The organism is Pseudomonas sp. NPDC087598 (assembly GCF_044743525.1).
Classification (GTDB): Bacteria; Pseudomonadota; Gammaproteobacteria; order Pseudomonadales; family Pseudomonadaceae; genus Aquipseudomonas.
The window spans coordinates 1-22,913 of record NZ_JBIUWQ010000080.1; the positions used below are offsets into that span (position 1 = coordinate 1).

24 protein-coding genes and 5 tRNA genes are annotated in these 22,913 nt (G+C 57.4%); 9 read left to right on the top strand and 20 right to left on the bottom strand.

Annotated elements, in window-relative coordinates:
- Nucleotides 1-960: 960 nt before the first annotated feature.
- From flgE to ACIOWE_RS27625, 6 genes are all read right to left on the bottom strand, one after another.
- Complete coding sequence (gene flgE / locus ACIOWE_RS27600) at nt 961-2,301, bottom strand: flagellar hook protein FlgE (protein WP_401397999.1); 1,341 nt, start codon at nt 2,299-2,301, stop codon at nt 961-963.
- Nucleotides 2,302-2,331: 30 nt separating this feature from the next.
- Nucleotides 2,332-3,057, bottom strand: a complete 726-nt coding sequence (gene flgD / locus ACIOWE_RS27605; RefSeq protein WP_201237170.1) for a flagellar hook assembly protein FlgD — start codon at nt 3,055-3,057, stop codon at nt 2,332-2,334.
- A 15-nt stretch (nt 3,058-3,072) separates the two neighbouring features.
- Nucleotides 3,073-3,516 (bottom strand): flagellar basal body rod protein FlgC, encoded by a 444-nt coding sequence (flgC, locus tag ACIOWE_RS27610; RefSeq protein WP_003227217.1) that lies wholly within the window; start codon nt 3,514-3,516, stop codon nt 3,073-3,075.
- 3 nt (nt 3,517-3,519) lie between these two features.
- On the bottom strand, nt 3,520-3,927 hold the full coding sequence (flgB, locus tag ACIOWE_RS27615) for a flagellar basal body rod protein FlgB (protein ID WP_053122819.1): 408 nt from the start codon (nt 3,925-3,927) through the stop codon (nt 3,520-3,522).
- Nucleotides 3,928-4,296: 369 nt separating this feature from the next.
- Nucleotides 4,297-5,124: a protein-glutamate O-methyltransferase CheR gene (cheR, locus tag ACIOWE_RS27620; RefSeq protein WP_401398001.1), complete on the bottom strand. Its 828-nt coding sequence runs from the start codon at nt 5,122-5,124 to the stop codon at nt 4,297-4,299.
- Nucleotides 5,125-5,170: 46 nt separating this feature from the next.
- The gene (locus ACIOWE_RS27625; RefSeq protein ID WP_103304087.1) at nt 5,171-6,103 is read right to left on the bottom strand and encodes a chemotaxis protein CheV; all 933 of its coding nucleotides are present in this window, start codon (nt 6,101-6,103) and stop codon (nt 5,171-5,173) included.
- Between the two features lie 82 nt (nt 6,104-6,185).
- On the opposite strand from ACIOWE_RS27625, the gene flgA reads away from it, so the two are divergent.
- The 4 genes from flgA to ACIOWE_RS27645 all read left to right on the top strand — a co-directional run bounded on the left by flgA (nt 6,186) and on the right by ACIOWE_RS27645 (nt 8,790).
- Nucleotides 6,186-6,947, top strand: a complete 762-nt coding sequence (flgA, locus tag ACIOWE_RS27630) for a flagellar basal body P-ring formation chaperone FlgA (RefSeq protein WP_401398021.1) — start codon at nt 6,186-6,188, stop codon at nt 6,945-6,947.
- Nucleotides 6,948-7,108: 161 nt separating this feature from the next.
- Nucleotides 7,109-7,435 carry a flagellar biosynthesis anti-sigma factor FlgM gene (gene flgM / locus ACIOWE_RS27635; RefSeq protein ID WP_064588763.1) on the top strand — a complete coding sequence of 109 codons (327 nt, stop codon included), beginning with the start codon at nt 7,109-7,111 and terminating at the stop codon, nt 7,433-7,435.
- A 48-nt stretch (nt 7,436-7,483) separates the two neighbouring features.
- Nucleotides 7,484-7,951 carry a flagella synthesis protein FlgN gene (locus ACIOWE_RS27640; RefSeq protein ID WP_401398003.1) on the top strand — a complete coding sequence of 156 codons (468 nt, stop codon included), beginning with the start codon at nt 7,484-7,486 and terminating at the stop codon, nt 7,949-7,951.
- A 92-nt stretch (nt 7,952-8,043) separates the two neighbouring features.
- Complete coding sequence (locus tag ACIOWE_RS27645; protein ID WP_201237167.1) at nt 8,044-8,790, top strand: flagellar brake protein; 747 nt, start codon at nt 8,044-8,046, stop codon at nt 8,788-8,790.
- A gap of 239 nt (nt 8,791-9,029) precedes the next feature.
- Here ACIOWE_RS27645 and ACIOWE_RS27650 read toward each other — a convergent pair whose 3' ends face one another.
- The 4 genes from ACIOWE_RS27650 to ACIOWE_RS27665 form a co-directional block, all read right to left on the bottom strand.
- Nucleotides 9,030-10,418 (bottom strand): MFS transporter, encoded by a 1,389-nt coding sequence (locus ACIOWE_RS27650; protein ID WP_401398005.1) that lies wholly within the window; start codon nt 10,416-10,418, stop codon nt 9,030-9,032.
- A gap of 69 nt (nt 10,419-10,487) precedes the next feature.
- On the bottom strand, nt 10,488-11,729 hold the full coding sequence (locus ACIOWE_RS27655) for a glutamine synthetase family protein (protein WP_401398023.1): 1,242 nt from the start codon (nt 11,727-11,729) through the stop codon (nt 10,488-10,490).
- A gap of 200 nt (nt 11,730-11,929) precedes the next feature.
- Complete coding sequence (locus tag ACIOWE_RS27660; RefSeq protein ID WP_401398007.1) at nt 11,930-12,622, bottom strand: sensor histidine kinase; 693 nt, start codon at nt 12,620-12,622, stop codon at nt 11,930-11,932.
- Nucleotides 12,619-14,223, bottom strand: coding sequence for a tetratricopeptide repeat-containing response regulator (locus ACIOWE_RS27665; RefSeq protein WP_201237164.1), 1,605 nt, complete (start codon nt 14,221-14,223; stop codon nt 12,619-12,621). Before ACIOWE_RS27665 ends, ACIOWE_RS27660 begins: the two co-directional genes overlap by 4 nt.
- Before the next feature lie 173 nt (nt 14,224-14,396).
- On the opposite strand from ACIOWE_RS27665, the gene ACIOWE_RS27670 reads away from it, so the two are divergent.
- Nucleotides 14,397-15,827: a lysozyme inhibitor LprI family protein gene (locus tag ACIOWE_RS27670; RefSeq protein ID WP_401398009.1), complete on the top strand. Its 1,431-nt coding sequence runs from the start codon at nt 14,397-14,399 to the stop codon at nt 15,825-15,827.
- A gap of 67 nt (nt 15,828-15,894) precedes the next feature.
- On the opposite strand, the gene ACIOWE_RS27675 is transcribed toward ACIOWE_RS27670, so the two are convergent.
- On the bottom strand, nt 15,895-16,281 hold the full coding sequence (locus tag ACIOWE_RS27675) for a c-type cytochrome (RefSeq protein ID WP_401398011.1): 387 nt from the start codon (nt 16,279-16,281) through the stop codon (nt 15,895-15,897).
- 143 nt (nt 16,282-16,424) lie between these two features.
- Nucleotides 16,425-16,501 (bottom strand) — tRNA-Arg (locus tag ACIOWE_RS27680).
- Nucleotides 16,502-16,786: 285 nt separating this feature from the next.
- Here ACIOWE_RS27680 and ACIOWE_RS27685 point away from each other — a divergent pair.
- Together ACIOWE_RS27685 and ACIOWE_RS27690 are read left to right on the top strand one after the other, a co-directional pair.
- Nucleotides 16,787-17,014: a hypothetical protein gene (locus ACIOWE_RS27685; protein WP_401398013.1), complete on the top strand. Its 228-nt coding sequence runs from the start codon at nt 16,787-16,789 to the stop codon at nt 17,012-17,014.
- 20 nt (nt 17,015-17,034) lie between these two features.
- Nucleotides 17,035-17,214 (top strand): PA3371 family protein, encoded by a 180-nt coding sequence (locus ACIOWE_RS27690; protein WP_201237161.1) that lies wholly within the window; start codon nt 17,035-17,037, stop codon nt 17,212-17,214.
- On the opposite strand, the gene phnN is transcribed toward ACIOWE_RS27690, so the two are convergent.
- Nucleotides 17,189-17,758, bottom strand: coding sequence for a phosphonate metabolism protein/1,5-bisphosphokinase (PRPP-forming) PhnN (gene phnN / locus ACIOWE_RS27695; protein WP_401398025.1), 570 nt, complete (start codon nt 17,756-17,758; stop codon nt 17,189-17,191). The two genes, ACIOWE_RS27690 and phnN, sit on opposite strands and share 26 nt — an antisense overlap.
- A gap of 388 nt (nt 17,759-18,146) precedes the next feature.
- Between phnN and ACIOWE_RS27700 the strand changes: the two genes are divergently transcribed.
- Nucleotides 18,147-18,473, top strand: coding sequence for an Arc family DNA-binding protein (locus ACIOWE_RS27700; protein ID WP_003178899.1), 327 nt, complete (start codon nt 18,147-18,149; stop codon nt 18,471-18,473).
- A gap of 245 nt (nt 18,474-18,718) precedes the next feature.
- On the opposite strand, the gene mgtE is transcribed toward ACIOWE_RS27700, so the two are convergent.
- A complete protein-coding gene (gene mgtE, locus ACIOWE_RS27705) occupies nt 18,719-20,161 on the bottom strand; it encodes a magnesium transporter (protein ID WP_401398015.1) in 1,443 nt (480 codons plus the stop codon).
- A 321-nt stretch (nt 20,162-20,482) separates the two neighbouring features.
- Between mgtE and ACIOWE_RS27710 the strand changes: the two genes are divergently transcribed.
- Nucleotides 20,483-21,001 (top strand): cell envelope protein SmpA, encoded by a 519-nt coding sequence (locus ACIOWE_RS27710; protein WP_401398017.1) that lies wholly within the window; start codon nt 20,483-20,485, stop codon nt 20,999-21,001.
- Between the two features lie 19 nt (nt 21,002-21,020).
- Here ACIOWE_RS27710 and ACIOWE_RS27715 read toward each other — a convergent pair.
- The 6 genes from ACIOWE_RS27715 to ACIOWE_RS27740 form a co-directional block, all read right to left on the bottom strand.
- A tRNA-Arg gene (locus ACIOWE_RS27715) sits at nt 21,021-21,097 on the bottom strand.
- 72 nt (nt 21,098-21,169) lie between these two features.
- Nucleotides 21,170-21,246, bottom strand: a tRNA-Arg gene (locus tag ACIOWE_RS27720).
- A 72-nt stretch (nt 21,247-21,318) separates the two neighbouring features.
- Nucleotides 21,319-21,395 (bottom strand) — tRNA-Arg (locus ACIOWE_RS27725).
- A 108-nt stretch (nt 21,396-21,503) separates the two neighbouring features.
- Nucleotides 21,504-21,594 (bottom strand) — tRNA-Ser (locus ACIOWE_RS27730).
- A gap of 62 nt (nt 21,595-21,656) precedes the next feature.
- Entirely contained in the window at nt 21,657-21,845 is a 189-nt protein-coding gene (gene csrA, locus ACIOWE_RS27735) for a carbon storage regulator CsrA (RefSeq protein ID WP_002554426.1), read from the bottom strand.
- Between the two features lie 188 nt (nt 21,846-22,033).
- Nucleotides 22,034-22,912 carry an aspartate kinase gene (locus tag ACIOWE_RS27740; RefSeq protein ID WP_401398019.1) on the bottom strand — a complete coding sequence of 293 codons (879 nt, stop codon included), beginning with the start codon at nt 22,910-22,912 and terminating at the stop codon, nt 22,034-22,036.
- Between the last annotated feature and the right edge of the window lies 1 nt (nt 22,913).

Consider the following 22,913-nt stretch of genomic DNA (forward strand, 5'->3'; position numbering starts at 1 on the left):
ATCCGTTGCTGCGGGTGATGTTTCTGGCGGTTTCGCTCTTACAGCGAGTCACCTTTTCCAGACGCCGAAAAGGTAACCCAAAAGGCTTGGCCCCGACGTACGGCACTTCGCTTGGGCTCAGTGTTCCCTCGCTACGATGTCCATCCGGGGGCATCGCCTACGGTTGGCTTCGCTGCACCTCCTCTCGATGTGTTTGGCTTCGCCAAACGGCGCTGCGCGCCTACCCCCCCGGATGAACACCTCCGCTCGGCCTGCCGAAGGGGCTGAAGGGCAAAAGCAAAGCAAGAGCCAAAGCAGATCAAAAGATCGCAGCCTTCGGCAGCTCCTACAGGGAATGAGTGCAGCGGCCAGAGCTTGGTCGGCTGTCAGGCCGCCATCGCTGGCAAGCCAGCTCCCACAGGGGTCGAGTACAACCGGCAGAAACAGGTCGGATGTCAGGCCGTCATCGCGAGCAGGCTCACTCCTACAATGGGATCGTATGCAGTCTGCTAGAGATTGGTCGGCTGCCAGGCCGCCATCACTGCCACAAAAAAAACGAGTCCCTCCCCCAAAAACGCGGCGAATGCCGCCCCACTCAACACAATGAGCGTTAGCTCGAGTACCGCTCTTGATCTTGATCTCGGAGCCCGTCGGAAGGCTGAGTGGAGGGATTGATCCGGGGGTGGGAGCGCAGCGACCGTTTGGCGCAGCCAAATGCATCGAGAGGAGGTGCAGCGAAGCAAACCGTAGGCGATGCGCCCGGATCGATCCCGCAGCGAAGGAACCCGAGCCACAGCGAGGGCCGTACGTCAGGGTAAAGCCTTTTGGGTTACCTTTTCGGCGTTTGGAAAAGGTGACCCGCCGTAAGGGCGGAACCCTAAGAGGCCATAACCGCAGCAACGGATATACCCTCAAAACCAAAACCCGCCCACAAAAAAGCCCCTCAAAACGAGGGGCCCCTTTGCACAGCCAACCCCAGAATCAAGTCATCTGAATGATGGTCTGCATGATGGTGCTCTGAGTGGAAATGGTCTTGGCGTTCGCCTGATAGTTACTCTGGCCCTTGATCAGGTCCACCAGCTCGTTGGTCAGGTTAACGTTGGACTCTTCCAGCGAGTTGGACTGGATGGAACCCAGAGTGCCGGTTTCCGGAGCGTCATAACCCGGAATACCCGAAGCGAATGTTTCCTTCCAACTGGTGCCGCCGATCGCTTGCAGGCCTTGTTCGTTGGTGAAGCTGGCCAGCGCAACCTGGCCGATGGCCTTGTTCTGGTTGTTGCTGAAGTTGGCGAACAGCGTACCGGTGCCGTCGATGGTCAGGTTGGTGATCTGGCCTGTGGCGTAACCATCCTGAGTCGGAATCGTGCGCGAAGTGTCGGCGTTGTATTGAGTGGTCTTGGCCATGGAAATGGTCACACCAGCAGTGTTGGCCGCTGCGCCGTTAGGCGTAAAGACGCCGTTGGTCACGGTGCCCGGTTTCCAGGTCGTCAGCTTCAAGTCGCTGCTGATGAAAGGCTTGGTAGCATCCGCCGGGTTCGGTGTGCTGACCTGAGTCAAATTGCCAGAGCTGTCGAACGTCAGCGTCGAAGCAACCGGAGGCGTAAGCGGATCGTTCGGATTGCTACCGGTAGCATCCGGGTTACGACCGTCAACCAGGGTGTAGACCTTCCAGGTGTTTTCGCCGGTCTTCACCATGTACTGATCCATGACGTGGGAGTTACCCTGCGTGTCATAGATCGGCGTGCTGAACGACTTGGTGTAAGTCTCGAGTTTGGTCGGATCGAACTTGACCGCGTTGGTGCCAGTATCAACGATCACTTTTTCCGACGAGTTCAGGTTGATGCTCGACGTTACCGTCGAAGTCGATTTCGGCGCCAGGTTCGAGGTGTCGAGCTTCAGGTCGGTCAATACACCATTGATGATCTTGCCGTTGGCATCCACACCGTAGCCTTGCAGGCGCGAGGTGTAATCGGTGTTGGTGATGAAGCCCTTATCGTCAACCTTGAACGTACCGGCACGGGTGTAAGAGATCGAGCCGTTGTTGCTCATGGTGAAAAAGCCCGAACCGTTGATACCCATGTCCAACACGTTGCCGGTATTGCTGATGTCACCCTGGGTGAACTGTTGGGAAACGTTGGCCAGGCGCACGCCGTTGCCGATCACTTTGCTGCCGGTACCCAGACGAGTTGCCGAGTACACGTCTTCGAATTCTGCGCGGGACGATTTGAAACCGGCGGTTGCGACGTTGGCGATGTTGTTGCCGGTCACGTCCAGTTGTTTGTTGGCTGCATAGAGACCGCTAAGGCCGATATTGAAAGACATATTCCACTCCTTTGTGCCGGTTAGTCGGCTCTATATACCAATGGTTTGTACTTTGGACAGGGCAACGGAGCCCTTGCCGGACAGATTGAGCATCAGCTCGCCGCCGGTCTGGCTGATCGTCACGCTGTTGACGGTGGCTGGCAGGTAAGTCGCCAGGTCCGTCGCGGTGCCGTTGATCGGTGCGTTGGCTTTGAAGGTGTATGTGCCAACAGGCACGACGGTGCCGGCAGTGTCTTTGCCATCCCAAGTGAAGCTGGCGGCGCCCGCAGCGCGGCTACCCAAGTCGATAGTGCGAACAGTCTTGCCGTCCTTGTCGGTGATGGTCACGGTGCCACCAGCGATGGACGAAGGCACGGTGACCGAACCGGTCAGGCCTTTGGTCGGGTCATCGAGCTGTGCAGTATTGGTCTGCACGATCACGTTGCGACCGACCAGCGACGAAGCTTGCAGCGCTTGCGAGGAGTTGTAGTTGCCAGCAAGGCCACTCACGGTGGAGTTCAGCGTGGTAATGCCTTCCAGGCTACTGAACTGTGCCAACTGGGCAACGAATGCACTGTTGTCCTGCGGATCAAGCGGGTTCTGGTTTTTCAGCTGGGTAACCAGCAGTTGCAGGAACGCGTCCTTGCCCAGCGCCTGGCCACCGGTAGAGCTGTTAGTGGCCGAAGCAATGCCATCGGCTGTCGAACTGGTCTTTTTAGACGAGTTGGCCAACAGATCCTTGGTGCTTATGGTGTTGCTGACATCGGAAACACTCATGGCAATCGCCCCTTATCACTGACCGAGGGTCAGTACCTTCTGCATCATGGTTTTCGCGGTGTTCATCATTTCGGCGTTGGTCTGGAACGAACGGCTCGCGGAAATCATGTCAGCCATCTCTTCCACCACGTTGACGTTCGGGTAGTAGACGTAACCTTTGGCGTCGGCCGCCGGATGGTTCGGCTCGTAACGCGCTTCGAGGTTGCTCTGGTCTTCGACCACACCAAGCACCTGCACGCCTTGACCGGCGGCATCCTGGCTCTGGAACAGCGAGTTGCTGCCGCTGTTCTGACCGCCCTGGAACATGGTGGCGAACACCGGGTGACGGGCGCGGTAGGTCTGGTCGATGCTCGACGAGACGGTTTCAGCGTTGGCGATGTTCGACGCCACGGTGTTCAGACGCGTGGTTTGTGCGCTCATGCCGCTGCCGGCAATGTTGAAAACGCTGGACAGGGACATGAATTACTCTCCGCGCAGGGCTGAAACCAGCCCTTTGAATTTGCTGTTGAGCAGGGTGAAGCTGGCCTGGAAACCGACGGCGTTTTCCGCGTAATTCGATTGCTCAAGCTGAGCGTCCACGGTGTTCTGGTCGATCGACGGTTGCATCGGCGTGCGATACAGCAGCGATTCGTCGCCATTGCCCAGACCTTCTGCCTCGATGTGACGGCTGTTGGTCATGTTCAGAGCGATGGTGCCGTTGGCGTTCTTCTGGGTCTGTGCTTCAAGCACTTTGGAGAAGTCCAGATCCCGAGCCTTGTAGTTCGGGGTATCGGCGTTGGCGATGTTGTTCGCCAGGACTTCGGCACGCTGGGCGCGGAAGCCAAGAGCCTTTTCGTGAATGCCGAGCGCTTTATCGAAGCTGATGCTCATGTCGGGAACCTTCGGGTGACCGGTTTTTCGTAACTGAGCTTTAGCAAGCGCCGTGCCAATGCGAGAAACGCCCGAAAACCGGGGCTTTGCGCGGTGTCGGCAAAGCGGCAATGCCAGAAAAGCGGCAACCGGTTTCCGCCGGATGCCGCTTTTCTGCCGCTTGCCATCTCTCTATCAGCTAACACTGAACTCTGTGGGAGCGAGCCTGCTCGCGAAGGCGGCGTGTCAGTCACCAATCATGCTGAATGAGAAACCGCTTTCGCGAGCAGGCTCGCTCCCACAGGGTTTGTGGTGGATTCGGGCCTAACACCTGGCATAAAAAAACGGCAGGCCTTTGCGGGCCTGCCGTTTTTTGTGTTGCCGATGCAATCATTTCGCCTGGTAAATGATCCCCGGGCTGCACTGGACCATCTGATAATGATCCGGCAAACCGTTCAACGCTTCGGAAGCGCCAAGGAACAGATAACCGCCCGGCTTCAACGTACTATGAATGCGCAACAGGATGTCCTTCTTCACCTCGGCGGAGAAGTAGATCAGCACGTTGCGGCAGAACACGATGTCGAACTTGCCCAGCGCTGCATAGCTGTCGAGCAAGTTGAACGAGCGGAACTCCACACGGTTCTTGATCGGCGCCTTGATTACCCAGCGCCCCGGCCCTTTCGGGTCGAAGTATCGCTGCAGACGCTCGGCGGACAAACCGCGACCGATCGCCAGGCTGTCGTACTCGCCAGTCTTGCAGTTGTTCAGCATAAGGCCGGACAAATCAGTGGCAACGATCTGCACGCCCATCTTCAACTGACCGAGGTTGACGCGTTCGAACTCGTCGATCGACATCGACAGCGAATACGGTTCCTGACCCGACGAGCACGCCGCCGACCAGATCCGCAGACGCTGGTTGGGACTGGCCTTGATCGCCTCGGGCAGTACCTTGTTCTTCAAGACTTCAAACGGATAGGTGTCACGAAACCACAGGGTTTCGTTGGTCGTCATGGCATCGACCACCTGCTCGCGCAAACCGCTGCGCGGCTGGGTCTGGATGCGCTGTACCAGCTCACCCAGGGATTTGATGCCTTGCTGCTCCATCAGTTTGTTGAGACGGCTCGAGACCAGGTACTGCTTGTTTTCACCGAGCAAAATGCCACAGGCTTTTTCCAGGAAGACCCGGAACTGTTCGAAATCCAAATTACCCGTAGACAATGATGCCGCCTCTTAAATCGTGTTGACCGCCAGGGGCAAAAGGCCCCTAGCTGATATCTGCTGCTTTGATCCGGTCGACTACCCGGGATGCCAGGTCATCAGGGCGGAATTTGGCCAAAAAGTCATCGGCACCGACTTTCTTGACCATCGCCTGATTGAATACCCCGGACAACGAAGTATGCAGGATGATATGAAGCTTTTGCATGCGCGCGTCGCCGCGGATCTCCGCCGTCAGGGTGTACCCGTCCATCTCCGGCATCTCGATGTCGGAGATCATCATCAGGAACTCTTCTTCCGGCTTCTTGCCCTCGTCGACCAGCTTGCGCAGGTAATCCAGCGCCTGCTTGCCGTCGTTCAGCGCCACCACTTCAACGCCGATCGTCTGCAGGCAACGCGTGACCTGCTTGCGCGCCACCGACGAGTCATCGACCGTCAGCACCCGCAGCGACAACGCCTTGGTCTGGGTCTCGACATCGACCACGCCGACCGAAATCGCTTCCGGCGTCGGTGCGACTTCCGCCAGCACTTTCTCGACGTCGATGATTTCGACTAACTGATTGTCCACCCGAGTCACAGCGGTCAGGTAATGATCGCGACCGGTACCCTTGGGTGGTGGATGAATCTCTTCCCAGTTCATGTTGACGATGCGCTCCACCGAGCGGACCAGGAAACCCTGGGTCTTGGTGTTGTACTCCGTGATGATCACGAACGGGTTTTTCTTGTCTTTCAACGCACCCGAGCCGGTAGCCATTGCCAGATCAAGGATCGGAATGGTCGCCCCCCGGATATTCGCCACCCCGCACACGACAGGACTGGACTTGGGCATCAACGTCAGCGACGGGCATTGCAGCACTTCCCGCACCTTGAACACGTTGATTCCGTAGAGCTGCTGACCGTCGAGACGGAACAACAACAGCTCCAGGCGATTCTGCCCCACCAGTTGCGTGCGCTGGTTCACCGAATCCATTACACCAGCCATGCCCAGACTCCTACACCAACGCCACGGGTTGTTGCGACGCACATTCCTTGCTAAACGGCACGGCGCTTGCTTTTTAACTCGTATGAACGCTCAAACGACATTTTTCCGACGCCTGACATCTCCCCTTCGCAGAGGGCTTTGCGCGGTGTCCGCCGTTTGCTTCTTTTTCGCTGGCAGCCCTGCCATTGCTGATGCGGTTACCTTGCCTGACATGCTTATCGGCGTCACTCAGGGCTTTCTTGAGTTCACCGTAGAAGACTATCTGGCTACCAGTCAAACGGAAGGCCGCTACGAAATCGAAGTCAACCAGCTCGATCCCCGTATGCGCATGCCTATGTGCGACAAGGAATTGACAGCCTCGCTGGAGAGTCCGGCACGTCCGCTGGGCCGGGTAACCGTCAAGGTTCGCTGTGAAGGCAACTCGCCGTGGACCGTGTTCGTGCCCGCTCAAGTCCGCCTGTTTCGCGAGATTGTGACCACCACCCGACCACTCAAACGCGCCGGGATTATCGAGCCGCAGGATGTGACCTTGCGTGAACGCGACATCAGCGTGATCAATCAAGGTTTCCTGACGTCGGTAGACGAAGCGATCGGGCAAAAATTAACCCGACCAACGGTCGCGGATCAGGTCATTACTCTGGTCCACCTTGAGCAGGCCGAAGTCGTGCGCAAGGGCGATCAAGTGGTCATCACCGCCCGCAGCGGCACACTTGCCGTGCGCATGCCCGGCGAAGCGCTGGCCAATGGCGGTTTGAAAGAACAGATCCGGGTGAAAAACCTCAACTCCCAACGCGTCATCAAGGCGCAAGTCACCGCGCCGGGCCAGGTGGAAGTGGCCATGTAAAACACTCATGAGAAAACTGGCGCGGACCCCGTCGCTTCCCTAAACTGTGCCGCAGCAGGACACGCGCCGGCGCATGCAGACTCATTGGCAAATGAGCCTAAAGTTTTCCAGGGGATGGCCGAAAACATGGCAAGCGTCCAAATTCCCAGAGGTTTTTTATCATGGTCATCGATTTCAGCCGTTTGAACAGCTCCTCGTCACTTACGGGCAGTACACGTACCAGCAACGCCAAGGAAACCGCCGAAACCGGCACCTCCGCGCCGCTGAATACCCCGGCCGAAACGGCCAGTACCGCAAAAAGCGGGGAATCGGTACACCTCAGCAATGAGGCTCAACAGTTGCAGAAGGTCACTGACAAGCTGCGCGATCAACCTGCTGTCGACAAAGCCCGTGTGGCCGAGTTGAAAGCCGCGATTGCCGATGGCAGCTATAAAGTCGACAGCAACCGTGTAGCCAGCAAACTGCTCAACTTCGAAGCCCAGCGCTAGGCTTTTGCCGGCGCCAGGCTTTTGGACGCTTAAAACCCAAGGCCAGCCATGCACGACACTAACTTACTGCAACTGATCAACGACGACTTTGCTCCAGCTCAAGATTTGCTGGAGTTACTGCAAACCGAGGCCCTCGCCTTGCACGGTCGTGACATGCCACTGTTGGAAGAAATTCTGGCGCGCAAACAGGCATTGATCATTCTGCTTGAACAGCATGGCCGCAAACGCAGCGAAATCCTCGCCAGCCTTGGCCTGTCGACAGATCGTCAAGGCCTCGAGCAACTGGCCGGCCAGTCGAGCATTGGCACGCAGTTGCTGACGCAAGGCGACGCGTTGACCGATCTGATCGCTCAGTGCCAGGCCGCCAACGTCAAGAATGGCCAGTCGATTCAGATCCAGCAGGCCACCACGGTCAATCAGCTGAAAATCCTCACCGGCGGCGAACCGCCAGCGCTGTATGACGCCAGCGGCACTTTCGCCAAACCTGCCAAGCCGCGTACGCTCAGCCAGGCGTGAGCCATTCGATGGCCCTGCACTATCAACACGTGAAACATGCTGGCAAAATGCTGGCTAGCCATCGTCAAATTTTGTCTGGAGATTGAGAAAACGTGCCAAACGCCCTAAGCGCGGATGATGCTCCGCAGCCACCAAAGGTGCTCACCACGCCACTGGAAATCTCCAGCAACCTGCGCCAACTGCAAGACAGCCACGACCCGCTGATCATCACGTTCCACGAACGCAGCCAGCGCTTCCAGAGCTACCTGATCAAAGTCGACCGCGACAGCGCTTCGATTGCCCTCGACGAGATGATTCCGCGCGACGGCGAACGCTTCCTGCTTGCCGGCGAACCGTTCCGGGTCGAAGGTTTCCATGAAGGCGTACGCATTGCCTGGGAATGCACCGGCACGCTGAACATCGAAGAATCCGACGGCGACCGCTTTTATACCGGCGAGTTACCCACCGAGGTGGTTTACCACCAGCGCCGCAACGCCTTCCGCGCCGCATTGAAACTGACCGATCTGGTCAGCGTCGAACTGGGCGGCGAGAAGCTCAAGGCGCCGATCAACGGCAAGCTGCTGGATATTTCCGCCACCGGCTGCAAGTTGCGTTTCGAAGGCGACATCACTGATCGCCTGCAACTGGGTCAGGTCTACGACCGCATGATTGCCCCGCCGCTGTTCGGCAACCAGCCGACTTCGGTCGAACTGCGTTATCTGCACTTCGAAGAAAAACTCAACATCACCTTCGCCGGTCTGCGCTTCCACAACATCAGTGGCCAGGCTGCACGCAACGTTGAGCGTTTTGTTTATCAGTTGCAGCGTGAAGCTCGGCGCTTCGATAAAGACGATCTCTGAGTCGAACGCAAAAAAGAAAGGGCAGTCCTTGGCGGGACTGCCCTTTTTTATTTCCAACCCGAACAGTAGCTTCTGTAATGGATACCTGTGGCGAGGGGATTCATCCCCGATAGGGCGCGAAGCGCCCTCAAAACCATTCAATGCGGTGTATCAGTAAAATCCGGTAGTCCGGGCTGGGGCCACTTCGTGTCCCATCGGGGATGAATCCCCTCGCCACAGGGGAACTCCATCGGCGCCTGTCAAGGTCTGGCGCCACTGATATCCGGCGTCGGTTTGTCGCTGCCGTCATCCGGCCCCGCTTCTACCGCAGGCTCAGGCTGCACGTCTGGTTCCGCATCAGGTTGCGGCTCCGACTCTGGCGTCACCGGATTCTGCATCTGCTCCTGCACCACCTGCTCATCAACGCGCGGGTCCAGCGCAGCCACCAGCGGCGAACTCGACATACTGTCCGGCATCGCGACGTGGTGCAGCGGCGCATCATCGACCTGATGCAGATTGGTCACCGCTTTCGGGCGAATCCGCCACACCAGCACCAGCGCAAAGAAGCTGAAGAACGCGTACAGGCTCTGGCTGCCGAGAAACTTCATCAGCACACCCGCCAGTAGCGGTCCGACACTGGCACCGACCCCGTACGTCACCAGCAGCATCGCCGTCAGCGACACCCGGCGATCTCCTTCGACGTGGTCGTTGGAAAACGCCACGGCCAGCGGATACAGGCAGAACTGCACCAGCGAACAAAGGAAACCGACCACAAACAGCACCTCCAGCGGCACCTGCGGCATGATCGCCAGCGGCAACGCGGCCACCGCCAGAAACCCGGCAAAGCAGCGGATCAGCAGCGCGCGGTCGTAACGGTCAGACAACCAGCCCAGCGGCCACTGCACCAGCAATCCGGCAAAAATACAGCTACCCATGAACAGACCGACCTGCTCGGTCGACAATCCCTGCTGCGAGGCATACAACGGCGCCAGACCATAAAACGAACCAATGATCAAACCGGCGCCGAGCACCGTGCTCAACGATTGCGGCACGCGTTTGATGAAGAAGCGCGGCTCCATCGGCGCAGGATGCAGCGGTGCCGGGTGAATCCGGCGGGTCAGCGTTACCGGCACCAGACACAACGCAAAACACAGTGCGACCAGCATCAGCAGTTCCAGCCCGAGACCCGGATGCATGACCAGAATCAGTTGCCCCAAGACCAGCCCCAGATACGAGGCGATCATGTAGCCACTGAACACCAGACCACGCTGGTTGGCGTCGGCCTGCTCATTGAGCCAGCTCTCGATCACCATGTATTGGCACATCATGCCCAGACCGACAATGGTCCGCAGCACCAGCCACGCCGGCAGCCAATCCACCAGGCCATGGCCAAGCACCGCCGCGCCGACGATCCCGGCACACGCCGAATAGGCGCGGATATGCCCGACCCGCGCAATCAACCGGTGGCCGATCTTGCCGCCCAGCACCAGGCCAAAATAGTTGGCCGCCATCAACGCACCGACCCACAGTCCGTCGACATGGTCAGCGGCAAGGCGCAACGCCAGATAAGTGGATAGAAGGCCCGAGCCGATCAACATCATCAGCGAGGCGAAATACAGCGCTCGAAAGGATTTCCAGATTTGGCGCATCGGCGTTCCGAGCGGCTCCTTGCAGTAAATATCGGGCTACCAGAACGATAGCCCGATGGCGACGTTACGTCAGGCCTGGGCTGCTAGAACACGCCGTTCCCAGGGAGTGATTTCATCAAAAAAGCTGGTCAACTCCATGGTCTTCGAAGCGATGTAGCCTTCGATGAACTCCTGACCGAACAGTTCCCTCGCCAATTGGCTACGTTTCAGACGTTCGAGCGCGGCATGCAAGGTACACGGCAGCGCAAGATTGTCCGGCACCTCGAACTCGCCCTGAATCGCTTCGCTCGGTTCCAGTTCATGCTCGATGCCATGCAAACCGGCGGCCAGACTGGCGGCGATGGCCAGATACGGATTGGCGTCGGCACCCGGCAAACGGTTTTCGACCCGACGGGCAACCGGCGAACTGGCTGGAATGCGCAATCCTGCCGCACGGTTATCGTGGGACCAGCAGGCATTGTTCGGCGATGCATACGGATGGCACAGGCGCTGGTAGGAGTTCACATTCGGTGCAAACAACGCGGTGAAATCGGCCATGCCCGCCTGCTGCCCGCCGATGAAGTGACGGAACATCGCCGTCGGCTCGCCACGCTCATCGCTGAAGACGTTCTTGCCAGTCGCGATGTCGACGAGACTTTGGTGAATGTGCATCGAACTGCCCGGCGTGTGCGCCAGCGGCTTGGCCATGCACACCACGGTCAGGCCATGTTTGAGCGCGACTTCTTTAAGCAGGTGCTTGAACAGGAAAGTCTGGTCGGCCAGCAACAGTGGATCACCGTGCAACAGGTTGATCTCGAACTGGCTGACGCCCATCTCATGCATGAAGGTATCGCGCGGCAGGCCGAGCGCCGCCATGCATTTATAGACTTCGTTGAAGAACGGCCGCAGACCGTTGTTGGAACTGACGCTGAAGGCCGACTGGCCATCCTCGCGACGGCCGTCGAGACCGACTGGCGGACGGAACGGTTGCGTCGGATCGGTGTTCGGCGCGAAGACAAAGAATTCCAGCTCGGTCGCCACCACCGGCGCCAGACCGCGCGCAGCGTAACGGGCGATGACTTTCTTCAGTTGGCCACGGGTCGACAGATTGGAGCTTTCGCCGGTCAACTCATCGGCGTCGCAAATGGCCAGGGCACGCGGGTCGTCACTCCAGGGCAAACGATGGATCTGGGTCGGTTCGGCAATCAGAGCGAGATCGCCGTCATCGCTGCCGTAAAACCGCGCCGCCGGATAACCGCCCATGATGCATTGCAGCAACACACCCCGCGCCAACTGCAAACGCCGCCCTTCGAGGAAACCCTCGGCGGTCATCACCTTGCCCCGTGGTACGCCATTCAAATCCGGCGTGACACATTCAATCTCATCAATGCCCGTCAATCGCTGCGCGAGTGAACGCTGGCCATCGGTTGTCATGACGCAATCCTTGTTATTGTGCGAGCCGCGAACGGCGACCCGTACAAAATAGGCTCCGGCTGTTCGGAATATCAAGCAGCGTCAAACAAAATCCCGCGTCACGGTAAATAAAGGCTAAACACCCCGCCGCCCAACGGGCCGCCATTACTGATTTCGGTGTGACCTTCGACGCCGTTGCGCTGATGCAGCGCGGCGATGCGGTTGGCGAAATACAAACCCAGGCCAGTGCTGCCGCTGCTGTGATTGATGCCCTGCACGTAATCGGCCTGACGCTCGAGCATCTCGGGCGGATAACCGTCGCCGTCGTCGTTGATGCTCAGCACCAGTTGCCCGGCCTCGTCACTGACAGTGATCAGCAATGATTCGCGGGCATAACGAATGGCGTTATTGATGCAGTTACCCAGCACCGAGGCGATCAGCTCGCGATCGAAGAAGCCCAGCGGGCTCAGCGGATCAACTTCATAGGTGGCGATGATCCCGCGACTGGCGAACACCTCTTGATGCGCCGCCAGTTGCGCTTCGATGAAGTCATCCAGTTCGTGATACGCCGGCTGCAACGGCATCTGGTTGACGCCGAGCTTATACAGCCCGAGCAACTGCACCAGCATGCCGTTGAGGTGAGCGAACTCGAAGTCGATCACGCCCTGCTCCGCACCATTGCGCTGCCCCTCGGGCAAACGCGCCAGCCATTGGCTGTGGGCCTGCATCAGCATGGCCAGGGAGTTCTTCATGTCGTGGACGGTGGAGGCGATCACCGTGGAAAAATCCAGAGCCTGCTCGTCGTGATTCATTCGCCAAACGCCTTGCTTTTCAGCTTCTGATAACGCGCATGACGCGCGTCGGTGTCGGGCATCAGGCCGACCATTTTCAGGCAGGCCCGACATTCTTCCAGCTCCGCCGACGGCACACTGGTGTCGGTGCCGTGCAGCAGCGACTGGGCCATGTTCAGCGCGATACTGATGTTCTTCGGTTGCATCTTCAGCGCCTTGCGGAACACCTCGCGGGCCTCCACCAGGTTGCCGGTCTTGTACACACGCACGCCTTGACGGTTGAGGTCGGCGGCGGCGTTGCTGGAACTGAGAATAGTCGGATCATCGGTGAGCTTGGCGATGTCTTTCATCACCGCCGGATCGTCGCCGTAGATTTCCGCGCAGCTCTTGAGCATCGAAGTGCCCGCCTCGGCCTGACCGAGCATCTGCAATTGCTTGGCAACCAACAACGCCGCTTCCGGGCTCATGAACTGCTCCATGCCGTCGAGACGCATCAGCGCCTGTTCAGTGAGCTTGTCGGCGGTTTCGGCATCATTGAGCAACAGGCTGGTGGCCTTCATCAGGCGCGCACGAATTTGCAGGCCCGGGTCTGTCGGGTTTTCTTTCGCTACAGCGCTCAGCGTCGTGTTGATCTCCAGCCGCGTGCGCGTATCGAGACCGCGCTCGCTGCCCTTGCTGATCAGCGCATGGGCCAGGCCGAGGTTGCTTTCCGGGTCCTTGAACCGCGACTGCGCGCCCTGTGCCACCGCTTGTCGATAAGCCCGCGAGGCGGTGTCGAAATCCTCGTTGGCCATCGCCAGTTTGCCCAGCAACGCCTGCCGACGCACCGCCAATGGCGACAGGCGAATGGCTTCTTCCAGCACTCGCTGCGCGCCCTTGGTATCGCCCTCGGAAACCAGCACGTCGGCCATGCCGTCATACAGTGCCGGCATCATCGGGAACACCTTCAGGGCTTTTTCATAGACGCCTTTGGCCTGCGCCACTTGCCCGCGTTTGAACAGCAGCTTGCCCAATCCGGCAAACGCCCATGGCAACGGCCGGTCAGCGATGATGCTGTCGTAGAGGCGTTCCAGCGCTTCGTTTTGATTCATGTCGCGCAGGGCATCGGCGCGATAGCGCAGGCACAGCGGCGAATAGCGGATGTCCTGTTTGCACAGGGCGATACAGGCGTTAAGCACCTCGACCGGTTTGCCACGGTCGAGCGCTTGCAGAATCGGTTTGAGCAACGTCTTGCGCTGCTCCAGACGCTCCAGGCGCTGAGCCAGGCCCGAGCGGTTGAACGGTTTGGTCAGGTAGGCATCCGGCTCGTGTTCCAGCGCGCTCAATACCATCGCCTGACTGGTTTCGGCGGTGACCATGACGAACACCGCTTCATGGCTGATGAGCTTTTCCAGCATCAGGTCTTCAAGCACCTGCTGGCCGTTCTTCTTGCCGTCGCCGAGGTGGAAATCCTGCAGGATGAAATCGTAGGACTTCTGCGCACACATCTTCAGCGCCTGCTCGCCGGTGTCGGCGGTGTCCACGTCCTTGACCCCAAGTTCACGCAGCATCGAGCGCACGGAACTGCGGAAATCCGAGAAATCATCGACGATCAGAAAACTCTTTTGGTGATACGACAGCATCGAGGATTTCCAGGCAATTGAAGTAGATGAACCGAGGCAACTTTCAGGCGCGCAGATGATAGCTGGAGGCCAAATGCTATCAAGCGATTTCATGCGCGGCCGATGAGATTGCAAGAGCCGTTCGGGTTATCGGCCAGAAGTGCCGTTCCCTGAAGCGCACGCTTCAAGATTCCTTGCGCAACGATTACCCTGCGCGCCTGGCAACTCCCCACTACAAGGCTGACCTCGTGTACCTCAAAGGACGCTACATCGTGTCCGCCTTTGCGCTGCTGTTTATCCAGCACGCCACGGCGACCGGAATGGACTGCACAAAAGCGGCGAACACCGTTGAAAAGACTATTTGTGCCAATACGGGTCTGTATGAACTGGATACGCAGATGGGGGCGGTTTATCGAGATTTGATGAAGGCTTCCGTCGAGACTCGACCGCAACTGAAGGGCACGCAAAGACTTTGGCTGAAAGCGCGCAATGAGTGTGTCGATGATGTTTCGTGCCTGGATCAACGCTATCGCGAACAGTTGAAACTGTTGCAGGGGCAATGGGCAGATACCGTCGCCCACCAGCCGACCGGCGTCGATAAAGAGGTACTGGATGATTTGCAAAAGCGTGTTCAGACGGCCAGTCAGAGTGACCCGGAATTTGCGCTGGAACGGACACTCGCTTCACTGGCGTTGAAAAGCGCCGAAACTTCGTTTTCCGCAGAGCCCGACGCCGATCAATTCTCTGATAAGACGCACTTCCCGAAGACCCTTCCCAAAGGCGTTTCCCGTAACGAGTGGGCGGCTTTGCAGGCCACTGATTTCGAGGCTGACACCGCACTGGGTTCAACCTCGTTTACCTTGCTGGATCTCGACAATGACGGGCAACGTGACCTGATCGTTCAGACCTACACCGGCGGCACCGGCCTGTTCACCTTCGTCGAAATCTTCCACCGCGACGGCGACCGGTTCACCCGCAGAACCCCGGCGTCTGATGGCGAATCCATTGGCGGCTCCCTCTACTCCATCAACGAGCGTGGCTCCAACCAGTCCGTGAACTGGATCGCCATTCACGGCAAAGTCTATGCCGCCTATCGCGACAGTAGCTACGGTATCGATGATGTCTACCTGCTCAGTCCTTGGCAGGCGAACCATCTGGTGCCCAAGCTGACGGTTCATTATCGCTATCAACTCAGCATCCCTCGCACTCAACCTGATGATGAGCACAAAACCACTTATAAGTTGAAGCCGGACCTGCACCGGGCACTCTCCCAAGGCTTGGCTACAGTTGGGCAAGAAACCTCCGACACCGGGCAAGAGCGAAAGCCCCTTTGCCCCATTCCCGCGTCAGCCACCGACAGCGAGGAGTATTACGGCTACGGCGCGGGTTATTACGCCATCGAGCAGGTTGCGGACTTCCCGGTAACCATCGGCAGCGAATGTTTTATTGCACGAATGAACAACTGGTTCGGCACCTACAGCGCAAAGGATGGCCTGTATGCGCAAGTGACTCTGCGCAAGCCAGGCGCGATAGACCAGGAGCGCGACTACAAGGTCAATGGTCGTCGACGCATGACCGAGATCAGCACGTCGATCAGCAAACCTGGAGGTGGCGCCGAGGAATAGTACCGACGCCCGCCCATGAAAAAGCCCCGCCAGATGACTCTGTGCGGGGCTTTTTTGCATCTGAACATCAGCGAGTTTTTTCAATCACGCCAGTCATGTATTGATGCAAATCGCGAAAATCCTGAACCGTCCAGACGTGCGGCGGAACTCTCACACCGTTCTCGCGCAATGTTCTGGGAATCAAGTCGCCGTTTGGGCGAAGTATGACGGATGACACGATAACGCCCGGGTAATCCTTCAGGCGTTGTTTGAAAGCGGAGGTTGTCAGATCGGGCGTCGGAGGATTGCTTTTGGTCGCCAAGGGGCCTGATGCCTTGAGATCACCCCCGTGGCACATGGCGCACCGTTGTGAATAGAGGTTTTTGCCGCTGACGTTATCCGCAACGGAAAGGGATGGTTGAATGAGCGATAAAAACCCTAGCGAAGCGATGAGTAATACTTTCAGGCCTTCCATTGGCATCATCCTTAAACCGTAAATACGAAAAAGCCCCTTCCGGATTATCCTGAAAGGGGCTTTATTTGCTTCTTCTGCTGCCACGCTACTGTTGCAGATAAACGTAGCGGTCAGAAGAAGGGCCTGAACAGGCCGAAATCATATGGTGTCCCAGGGCAGGTTCGAACTGCCAACCTTCCCCTTAGGAGGGGGATGCTCTATCCAATTGAGCTACTGAGACACAAGCCAGTCGCGACGCGACGGACGGCGTGCATGTTAACGGCCAGGCCCCGATTTGTCATGTCGTCCGTAGGGCTTTTTAAGTGTAGGCAGGCGCCCTGCAATGCTGCGGGAAGTTTTACCGTGCATTTTGCACTGCCGCAAAAAGCCATCATTGCAGATTGCAACCCGACCCCTTGGAAAAACCCTGCCAAATGCTTGTTTTTAAAGGACTTAACAGCGGTTAGACTGTTGGCACGACGGCTGCTTTGTCTGTTCCATAGAAGAACAATCGGAGCACCGTCCCATGAACAGCACTCTCTTGCTTGCAAACGCAATCGCATTGACGGTTTTGGTGGGTTCCCACTTTGTCCCGGAGCGGGCCGAGCCGGTCGCCCAGCGCATGCCGCACTACTTGCAGGTGCAGAGAGCGCCACAGTTGGCGGTGTTGAACGAGCAGAGCTTCGCGCCGCAAGCGGTCAGCGAACCTCGGCAGGCACTGTCAGCGCCCGTTTCCGAACGTCTGGTTTTTTGAAATATCTTCAGGAGTACAGCATGTCCAAATCAGCAGCAGGATTTCTGATCCTCGCCTTATTGAGTGGCGTTGTGCATTTTTCGCTGTTCGAGGAAACCGAAATCACCCTGCCGCTGATTGGTTGCGGCGTGTTTGCGGTGTTGTTCGTGCTGGCGCTGGTCGCCGGGCGCAAGATCAAATTTGATCCGGTGTTACGTTGATTTTTACCCAATCCAGCAATTGATTGACGGCGTCTGCCAGGGCGCCCGAATTATCGATCAGGTGCACAGGCTCATCACTTGATCGCCGGTCCTTGAACAGCGCATTGCGGGCCACTCTCGCATCGATTTGCTCCAGCGTCTCGCGACCCCGTCCGAGCAGGCGCTCACGCAAGACCTCGTCCTTTACCGTCAACAAAACCGGCAGCAGTGTCGGGTAACGTTCAAGTGCCTGACGCAGGTTGGCGCGAGAACCATTCACCAAGACATGTCGCCCGGATTTCAACCATTCGTCCATTTGTACGGGAATGCCATAGGCGAGGCCATTGGCCTGCCAGGCGAGTGAAAAATCGCCGGCGCGCTGGCGCCGCTCGAACTCTTCAGGCGTCACTCCCATAGCGTTTTCGCCCACCGATTCGGCCGAACGCGTGATCACTCGACGTATCACTTCACAATTCAACGCACGAAGTGAGTCACGGGCGGACTCAATCAGACTGTCCTTGCCTGAACCGGACGGTCCCATCAGATAAATAAGCCTGCCATCCATCTTGAAAACGCCCTCCGGCATGCTTCAGCGCTAGTAAATCGGCAAATTGCCACTATCCTGTACAGGTAAGGAACAAGGATCGAAAGCCGCATAGCATGCACGTTCTGACGTCTTCGGACATCAATAGATATGCACTTGGAAGCGGACAGTGATGCGGGTGAAGGCAAAGTTTTCCAACCAGTCCGCATTTCTGATAATTGGTGCTGGCATTACGCCTTTACCCGGCTCAATATTTGTCACAGAATTGACGCCAATGATCTGGCAATTTTGAGGCATGATGCCGGCCTCTTAACAATTCAGGTTGAACCATTTGGCGCGGATGCTTGTCCTACCACAAATCCTGCGGCCAATCCCGAGATCCGCTCCCCTGAACTAACCGGTTAAATATATGCGCCCATTGAAACAGGCAATTTATTCCAGCCGTACGGCTGACAAGTTTGTCGTACGTCTGCCAGACGGAATGCGTGAACGCATTGCCGAGGTGGCTCGCAATCATCATCGCAGCATGAACTCCGAAATCATTGCGCGCCTTGAGCAGAGTCTTATTCAGGAAGGCGCACTGGGCGAAGAGCTGAGCATGCGCCTGGACAGCCCGGAGCTGTCGTTGCACGAGCGCGAGCTGCTGCAACGCTTCCGTCAACTGTCTCACCGTCAGCAGAACGCGTTGGTGTCCTTGATCGCCCACGACGCTGAAATGGCCGCAGACGCGTCCTGAGCCACACCGAACAGCTCAAGCCAGCATGAGTGCTGGCTTTTTTTTGCCTGAGATTTGACGCGTTAGCCGCCTGGCATACATCCGTGGCGAGGGGATTTATCCCCGATGGACTGCGCAGCAGTCCCTCTTTTTGGGGCCGCTTCGCAGCCCATCGGGGATAAATCCCCTCGCCACGGGTTACTAATCACCCATCAAACAGGCACAAAAAAGCCCGCCATGTTGGCGGGCCTTTTGTGTGCAGCCGGTTAGAGCAGGAAGATCGTCGCCAACCCCAGGAAGATAAAGAAACCACCGCTGTCGGTCATTGCGGTGATCATGACGCTGGCACCCATTGCCGGGTCGCGCCCCATCTTCGCCAGCGTCATCGGGATCAACACCCCCATCAACGCCGCCAGTAACAAGTTGAGGGTCATCGCCGCCGTCATCACCACACCCAGCGACCAGCTGCCGTAAAGCAGATAAGCGACCACACCGATCACCCCGCCCCAGACCAGACCGTTGATCAAGCCGACCGCCAGCTCTTTGCGCATCAGGCGCGACGTATTGCCGGTGCTGACCTGGTCGAGCGCCATGGCACGTACGATCATGGTGATCGTCTGGTTACCGGAGTTGCCACCGATACCCGCCACGATCGGCATCAACGCCGCGAGCGCCACCAGCTTCTCGATCGAACCTTCGAACAGACCGATCACCCGGGACGCGACGAACGCGGTGATCAGGTTGATCGCCAGCCACGCCCAACGGTTACGCAGCGATTTCCATACCGAGGCGAAGATATCTTCCTCTTCACGCAGACCCGCCATATTGAGGACTTCGTTTTCGCTCTCCTCACGAATCAGGTCGACCATCTCGTCAATGGTCAGACGGCCGATCAGCTTGCCGTTCTTGTCGACCACCGGGGCGGAGATCAAGTCGTAACGCTCGAACGCCTGAGCGGCATCGTAGGCATCTTCGTCCGGGTGGAAACTCACCGGATCGCTGGCCATGACTTCAGAAACCTGTTTGTCCGGGTCGTTGACCAGCAAACGCTTGATCGGCAGCACACCCTTGAGCACACCGTCGTAATCGACCACGAACAGTTTGTCGGTATGACCGGGAAGCTCTTTGAGACGGCGCAGATAGCGCAGAACCACTTCGAGGCTGACATCCTCACGGATGGTCACCATCTCGAAGTCCATCAGCGCACCGACCTGCTCCTCGTCATAGGACAAGGCCGAACGCACGCGCTCACGCTGCTGGTTATCCAGACTCTCCATCAGCTCATGGACGACGTCTCGCGGCAGCTCGGAAGCCAGGTCAGCAAGTTCGTCGGCATCCATGTCCTTGGCGGCTGCCAGGAGCTCGTGATCGTCCATGTCGGCGATCAGTGTTTCACGGACCGAATCGGATACTTCGAGAAGAATGTCGCCGTCGCGGTCAGCCTTGACCAGTTGCCAGAGCGTCAGACGATCGTCCAGCGGCAAGGCTTCGAGAATGTATGCGACGTCGGCGGAGTGCAGATCATCGAGCTTGCGTTGCAGCTCGACGAGATTTTGCCGGTGAACCAGGTTTTCAACCCGGTCGTGATGCGCGCCTTCCTGGCGATGAGTCAGGTCTTCGACGACCCGTTGACGCTGCAGCAGCTCAACGACTTGAGCCAGGCGATCCTGCAGGCTTTCCTGTGTTTTCTTTACTTCGATTTCAGACATAGGCGAACTCCACTCCCAGCAGCGGGGCACGCCGGAAGGATCAATCAGTCAATTCATGATTGGTGAAACGGGCTACTGAGTAACTACTGGGTAAGTCCATGGAGGTTTTCCATAAGCCCCGGCGGGGCTGACGGGCGCAATGATACACCGCCTGACGGTTTTAAACGTTAAAAAATCGTGGCCGAAACAAGCGCTTGCGAAACAAACCTGAGCGCTGTCCTGATCCACGCAGATGCGACGACTCATCCTGAAAAGAAAACACACGAGCAGTGAAAAATGTAGCGACTACCCTTGAGCATAGATCGTCATGGAGGACGTCGAATGCCATCGAAAACATCCCGTTTTGTACTGAGCAGCCTGCTCTGCCTGCCGCCCGCCGGGGCTGCCACCACCCTTCACCGTTGTGAGGCTGCTGACGGCAGCATCACGTTCACATCAATGAGTTGCGCGAGCGGCGAACGGCGTTCAGTGCAGGAAGTTCACCCTTACCTGCCCGGCTCGGTCGTGGCGATCATGCCGGAGCACAACCACGAAGAAATATCCGCTATGAAAACCAATGGCCGAGAATCAGGCGTCGTTGGCCGAACAGAAGATCAATGCGGAAATCTTATCGACGCCAGGCAACGCCGGGAAGCGATCATCAATCGCCGCATCATTGCCGGTATGAGTCAGCAGGATGTCGAGAGCGCGCTGGGCAAACCGGACAAGGTGAATATTCGGACTTCGACGACGAGCTATCGCTATGACCTCAAACGAGGCCGAAGTGCTCAAGTCGATTTTGATGAGAGAGGATGCGTGAAAGGAAAAGCCAAATCCCGGACAGCAAAAAGCCCGCGTTAAACGCGGGCTTTTCGGTATATGGTGCACTCGACAGGATTCGAACCTGTGACCGCTCGGTTCGTAGCCGAGTACTCTATCCAGCTGAGCTACGAGTGCATTTTGTGTTTTTAGACCAGACCACAACTGGCTGAAGCCAAGTCACTTGCATTACTGCAACCAACTCTTAAATGGTGCACTCGACAGGATTCGAACCTGTGACCGCTCGGTTCGTAGCCGAGTACTCTATCCAGCTGAGCTACGAGTGCATTTGTGTTTGATAGACCAGATCACACCTGGTTGAAGCCAAGCCACTTACATTGCTGTAACTGACTCTTAAATGGTGCACTCGACAGGATTCGAACCTGTGACCGCTCGGTTCGTAGCCGAGTACTCTATCCAGCTGAGCTACGAGTGCATTTTGTTGCGCCGCATTATAGCCCGTTTAATCTCTATTCCAACCACTTTTTCTAGTAATTTCAACAACTTACCGAAAAAGCCAGATTACAACGTACTAAGCAAATAATGGCGGAGAACGGGGGATTCGAACCCCCGACACCCTTTTGAGGTGTACTCCCTTAGCAGGGGAGCGCCTTCGGCCACTCGGCCAGCTCTCCGCAACACGGGGCGTATCTTAACCAACCTTTTCCCCGTTTGCAAACATAAAAATCGATAAAAATTAATGGCTTGGTTCTTCGTCCTTCTCTTTCTTTATACGCAGGTAAATTTCCTCACGGTGTACGGCAACCTCTTTCGGAGCGTTCACACCGATGCGCACTTGATTTCCTTTAACGCCGAGCACGGTTACGGTGATTTCGCCATCACCGATAATCAGGCTTTCTGCGCACCGACGAGTCAGAATCAGCATACCTTTCTCCTCACGCAATTCAGTTCAGGGACAACAGTCTGCAAAAAAAAGGCACCCGACCTACAACCGGAGCGATCGTAGCCCTACATGCCTGAGTATTGACCAGCGCGAGCAAAAGAACAGTTCAGGGCTCGCGCCATTCAAAAAATAAAGGGCGCGGTCAAACCGCGCCCTTCAGTGAAGCGGGATCACTCACCCTGACGGGCAGGCGCATCCAGTTCGAAAGCCGTGTGCAGCGCGCGCACGGCCAATTCCAGGTACTTCTCTTCGATCACGACGGAAACCTTGATTTCCGACGTCGAGATCATCTGGATGTTGATGCTTTCCTTTGCCAGGGATTCGAACATGCGGCTGGCCACGCCTGCGTGGGAACGCATGCCGACGCCGACGATCGAGACCTTGGCAATCTTGGTGTCGCCAACCACTTCACGGGCACCGATCTCGCGAGCGGTGTTTTCCAGCACAGTCTGTGCGGCCTGATAGTCGTTGCGGTGCACGGTGAAGGTGAAGTCGGTGGTGTTATCGTGCGCAACGTTCTGCACGATCATGTCGACTTCGATGTTCGCGGCACTGATCGGGCCGAGAATCTTGAACGCCACACCCGTGGTGTCGGAACCGCCGCGACCGAGGGTGGTAATGTTGCCGTGCTCGTCGACGCCCTGGAAACCGGCGACAACAACAACGCGACCTGCTTTCAGATCACCACGAATCTTCTGGTCATCAATCTGCAAGATACGCGCTTTATTGTGCGCACTGTCCGTCAGGATCCGCACCTGATTACCGGTGTACGACACCGCCGGCACACCGCGCTTGATCAGCGCCATGGCCAACAGGGCAATCGTCACCTGCTCACCGGTGGAAACGATCACGTCCAGTTCACGCGGAACCGGTTGAGTGTCGCCACTGATTTGCTTGGCCAGATCGATCAGACGGTTGGTTTCGCCGCTCATTGCAGACAGCACAACCACCAGGTCATCGCCGGCATCGCGGAATAACAAAAGCTGGTCGGAGAACTGCACGTCTCTATACACGTAGCACACCGAGGTGCCTCCAGAATTCTGTACGATC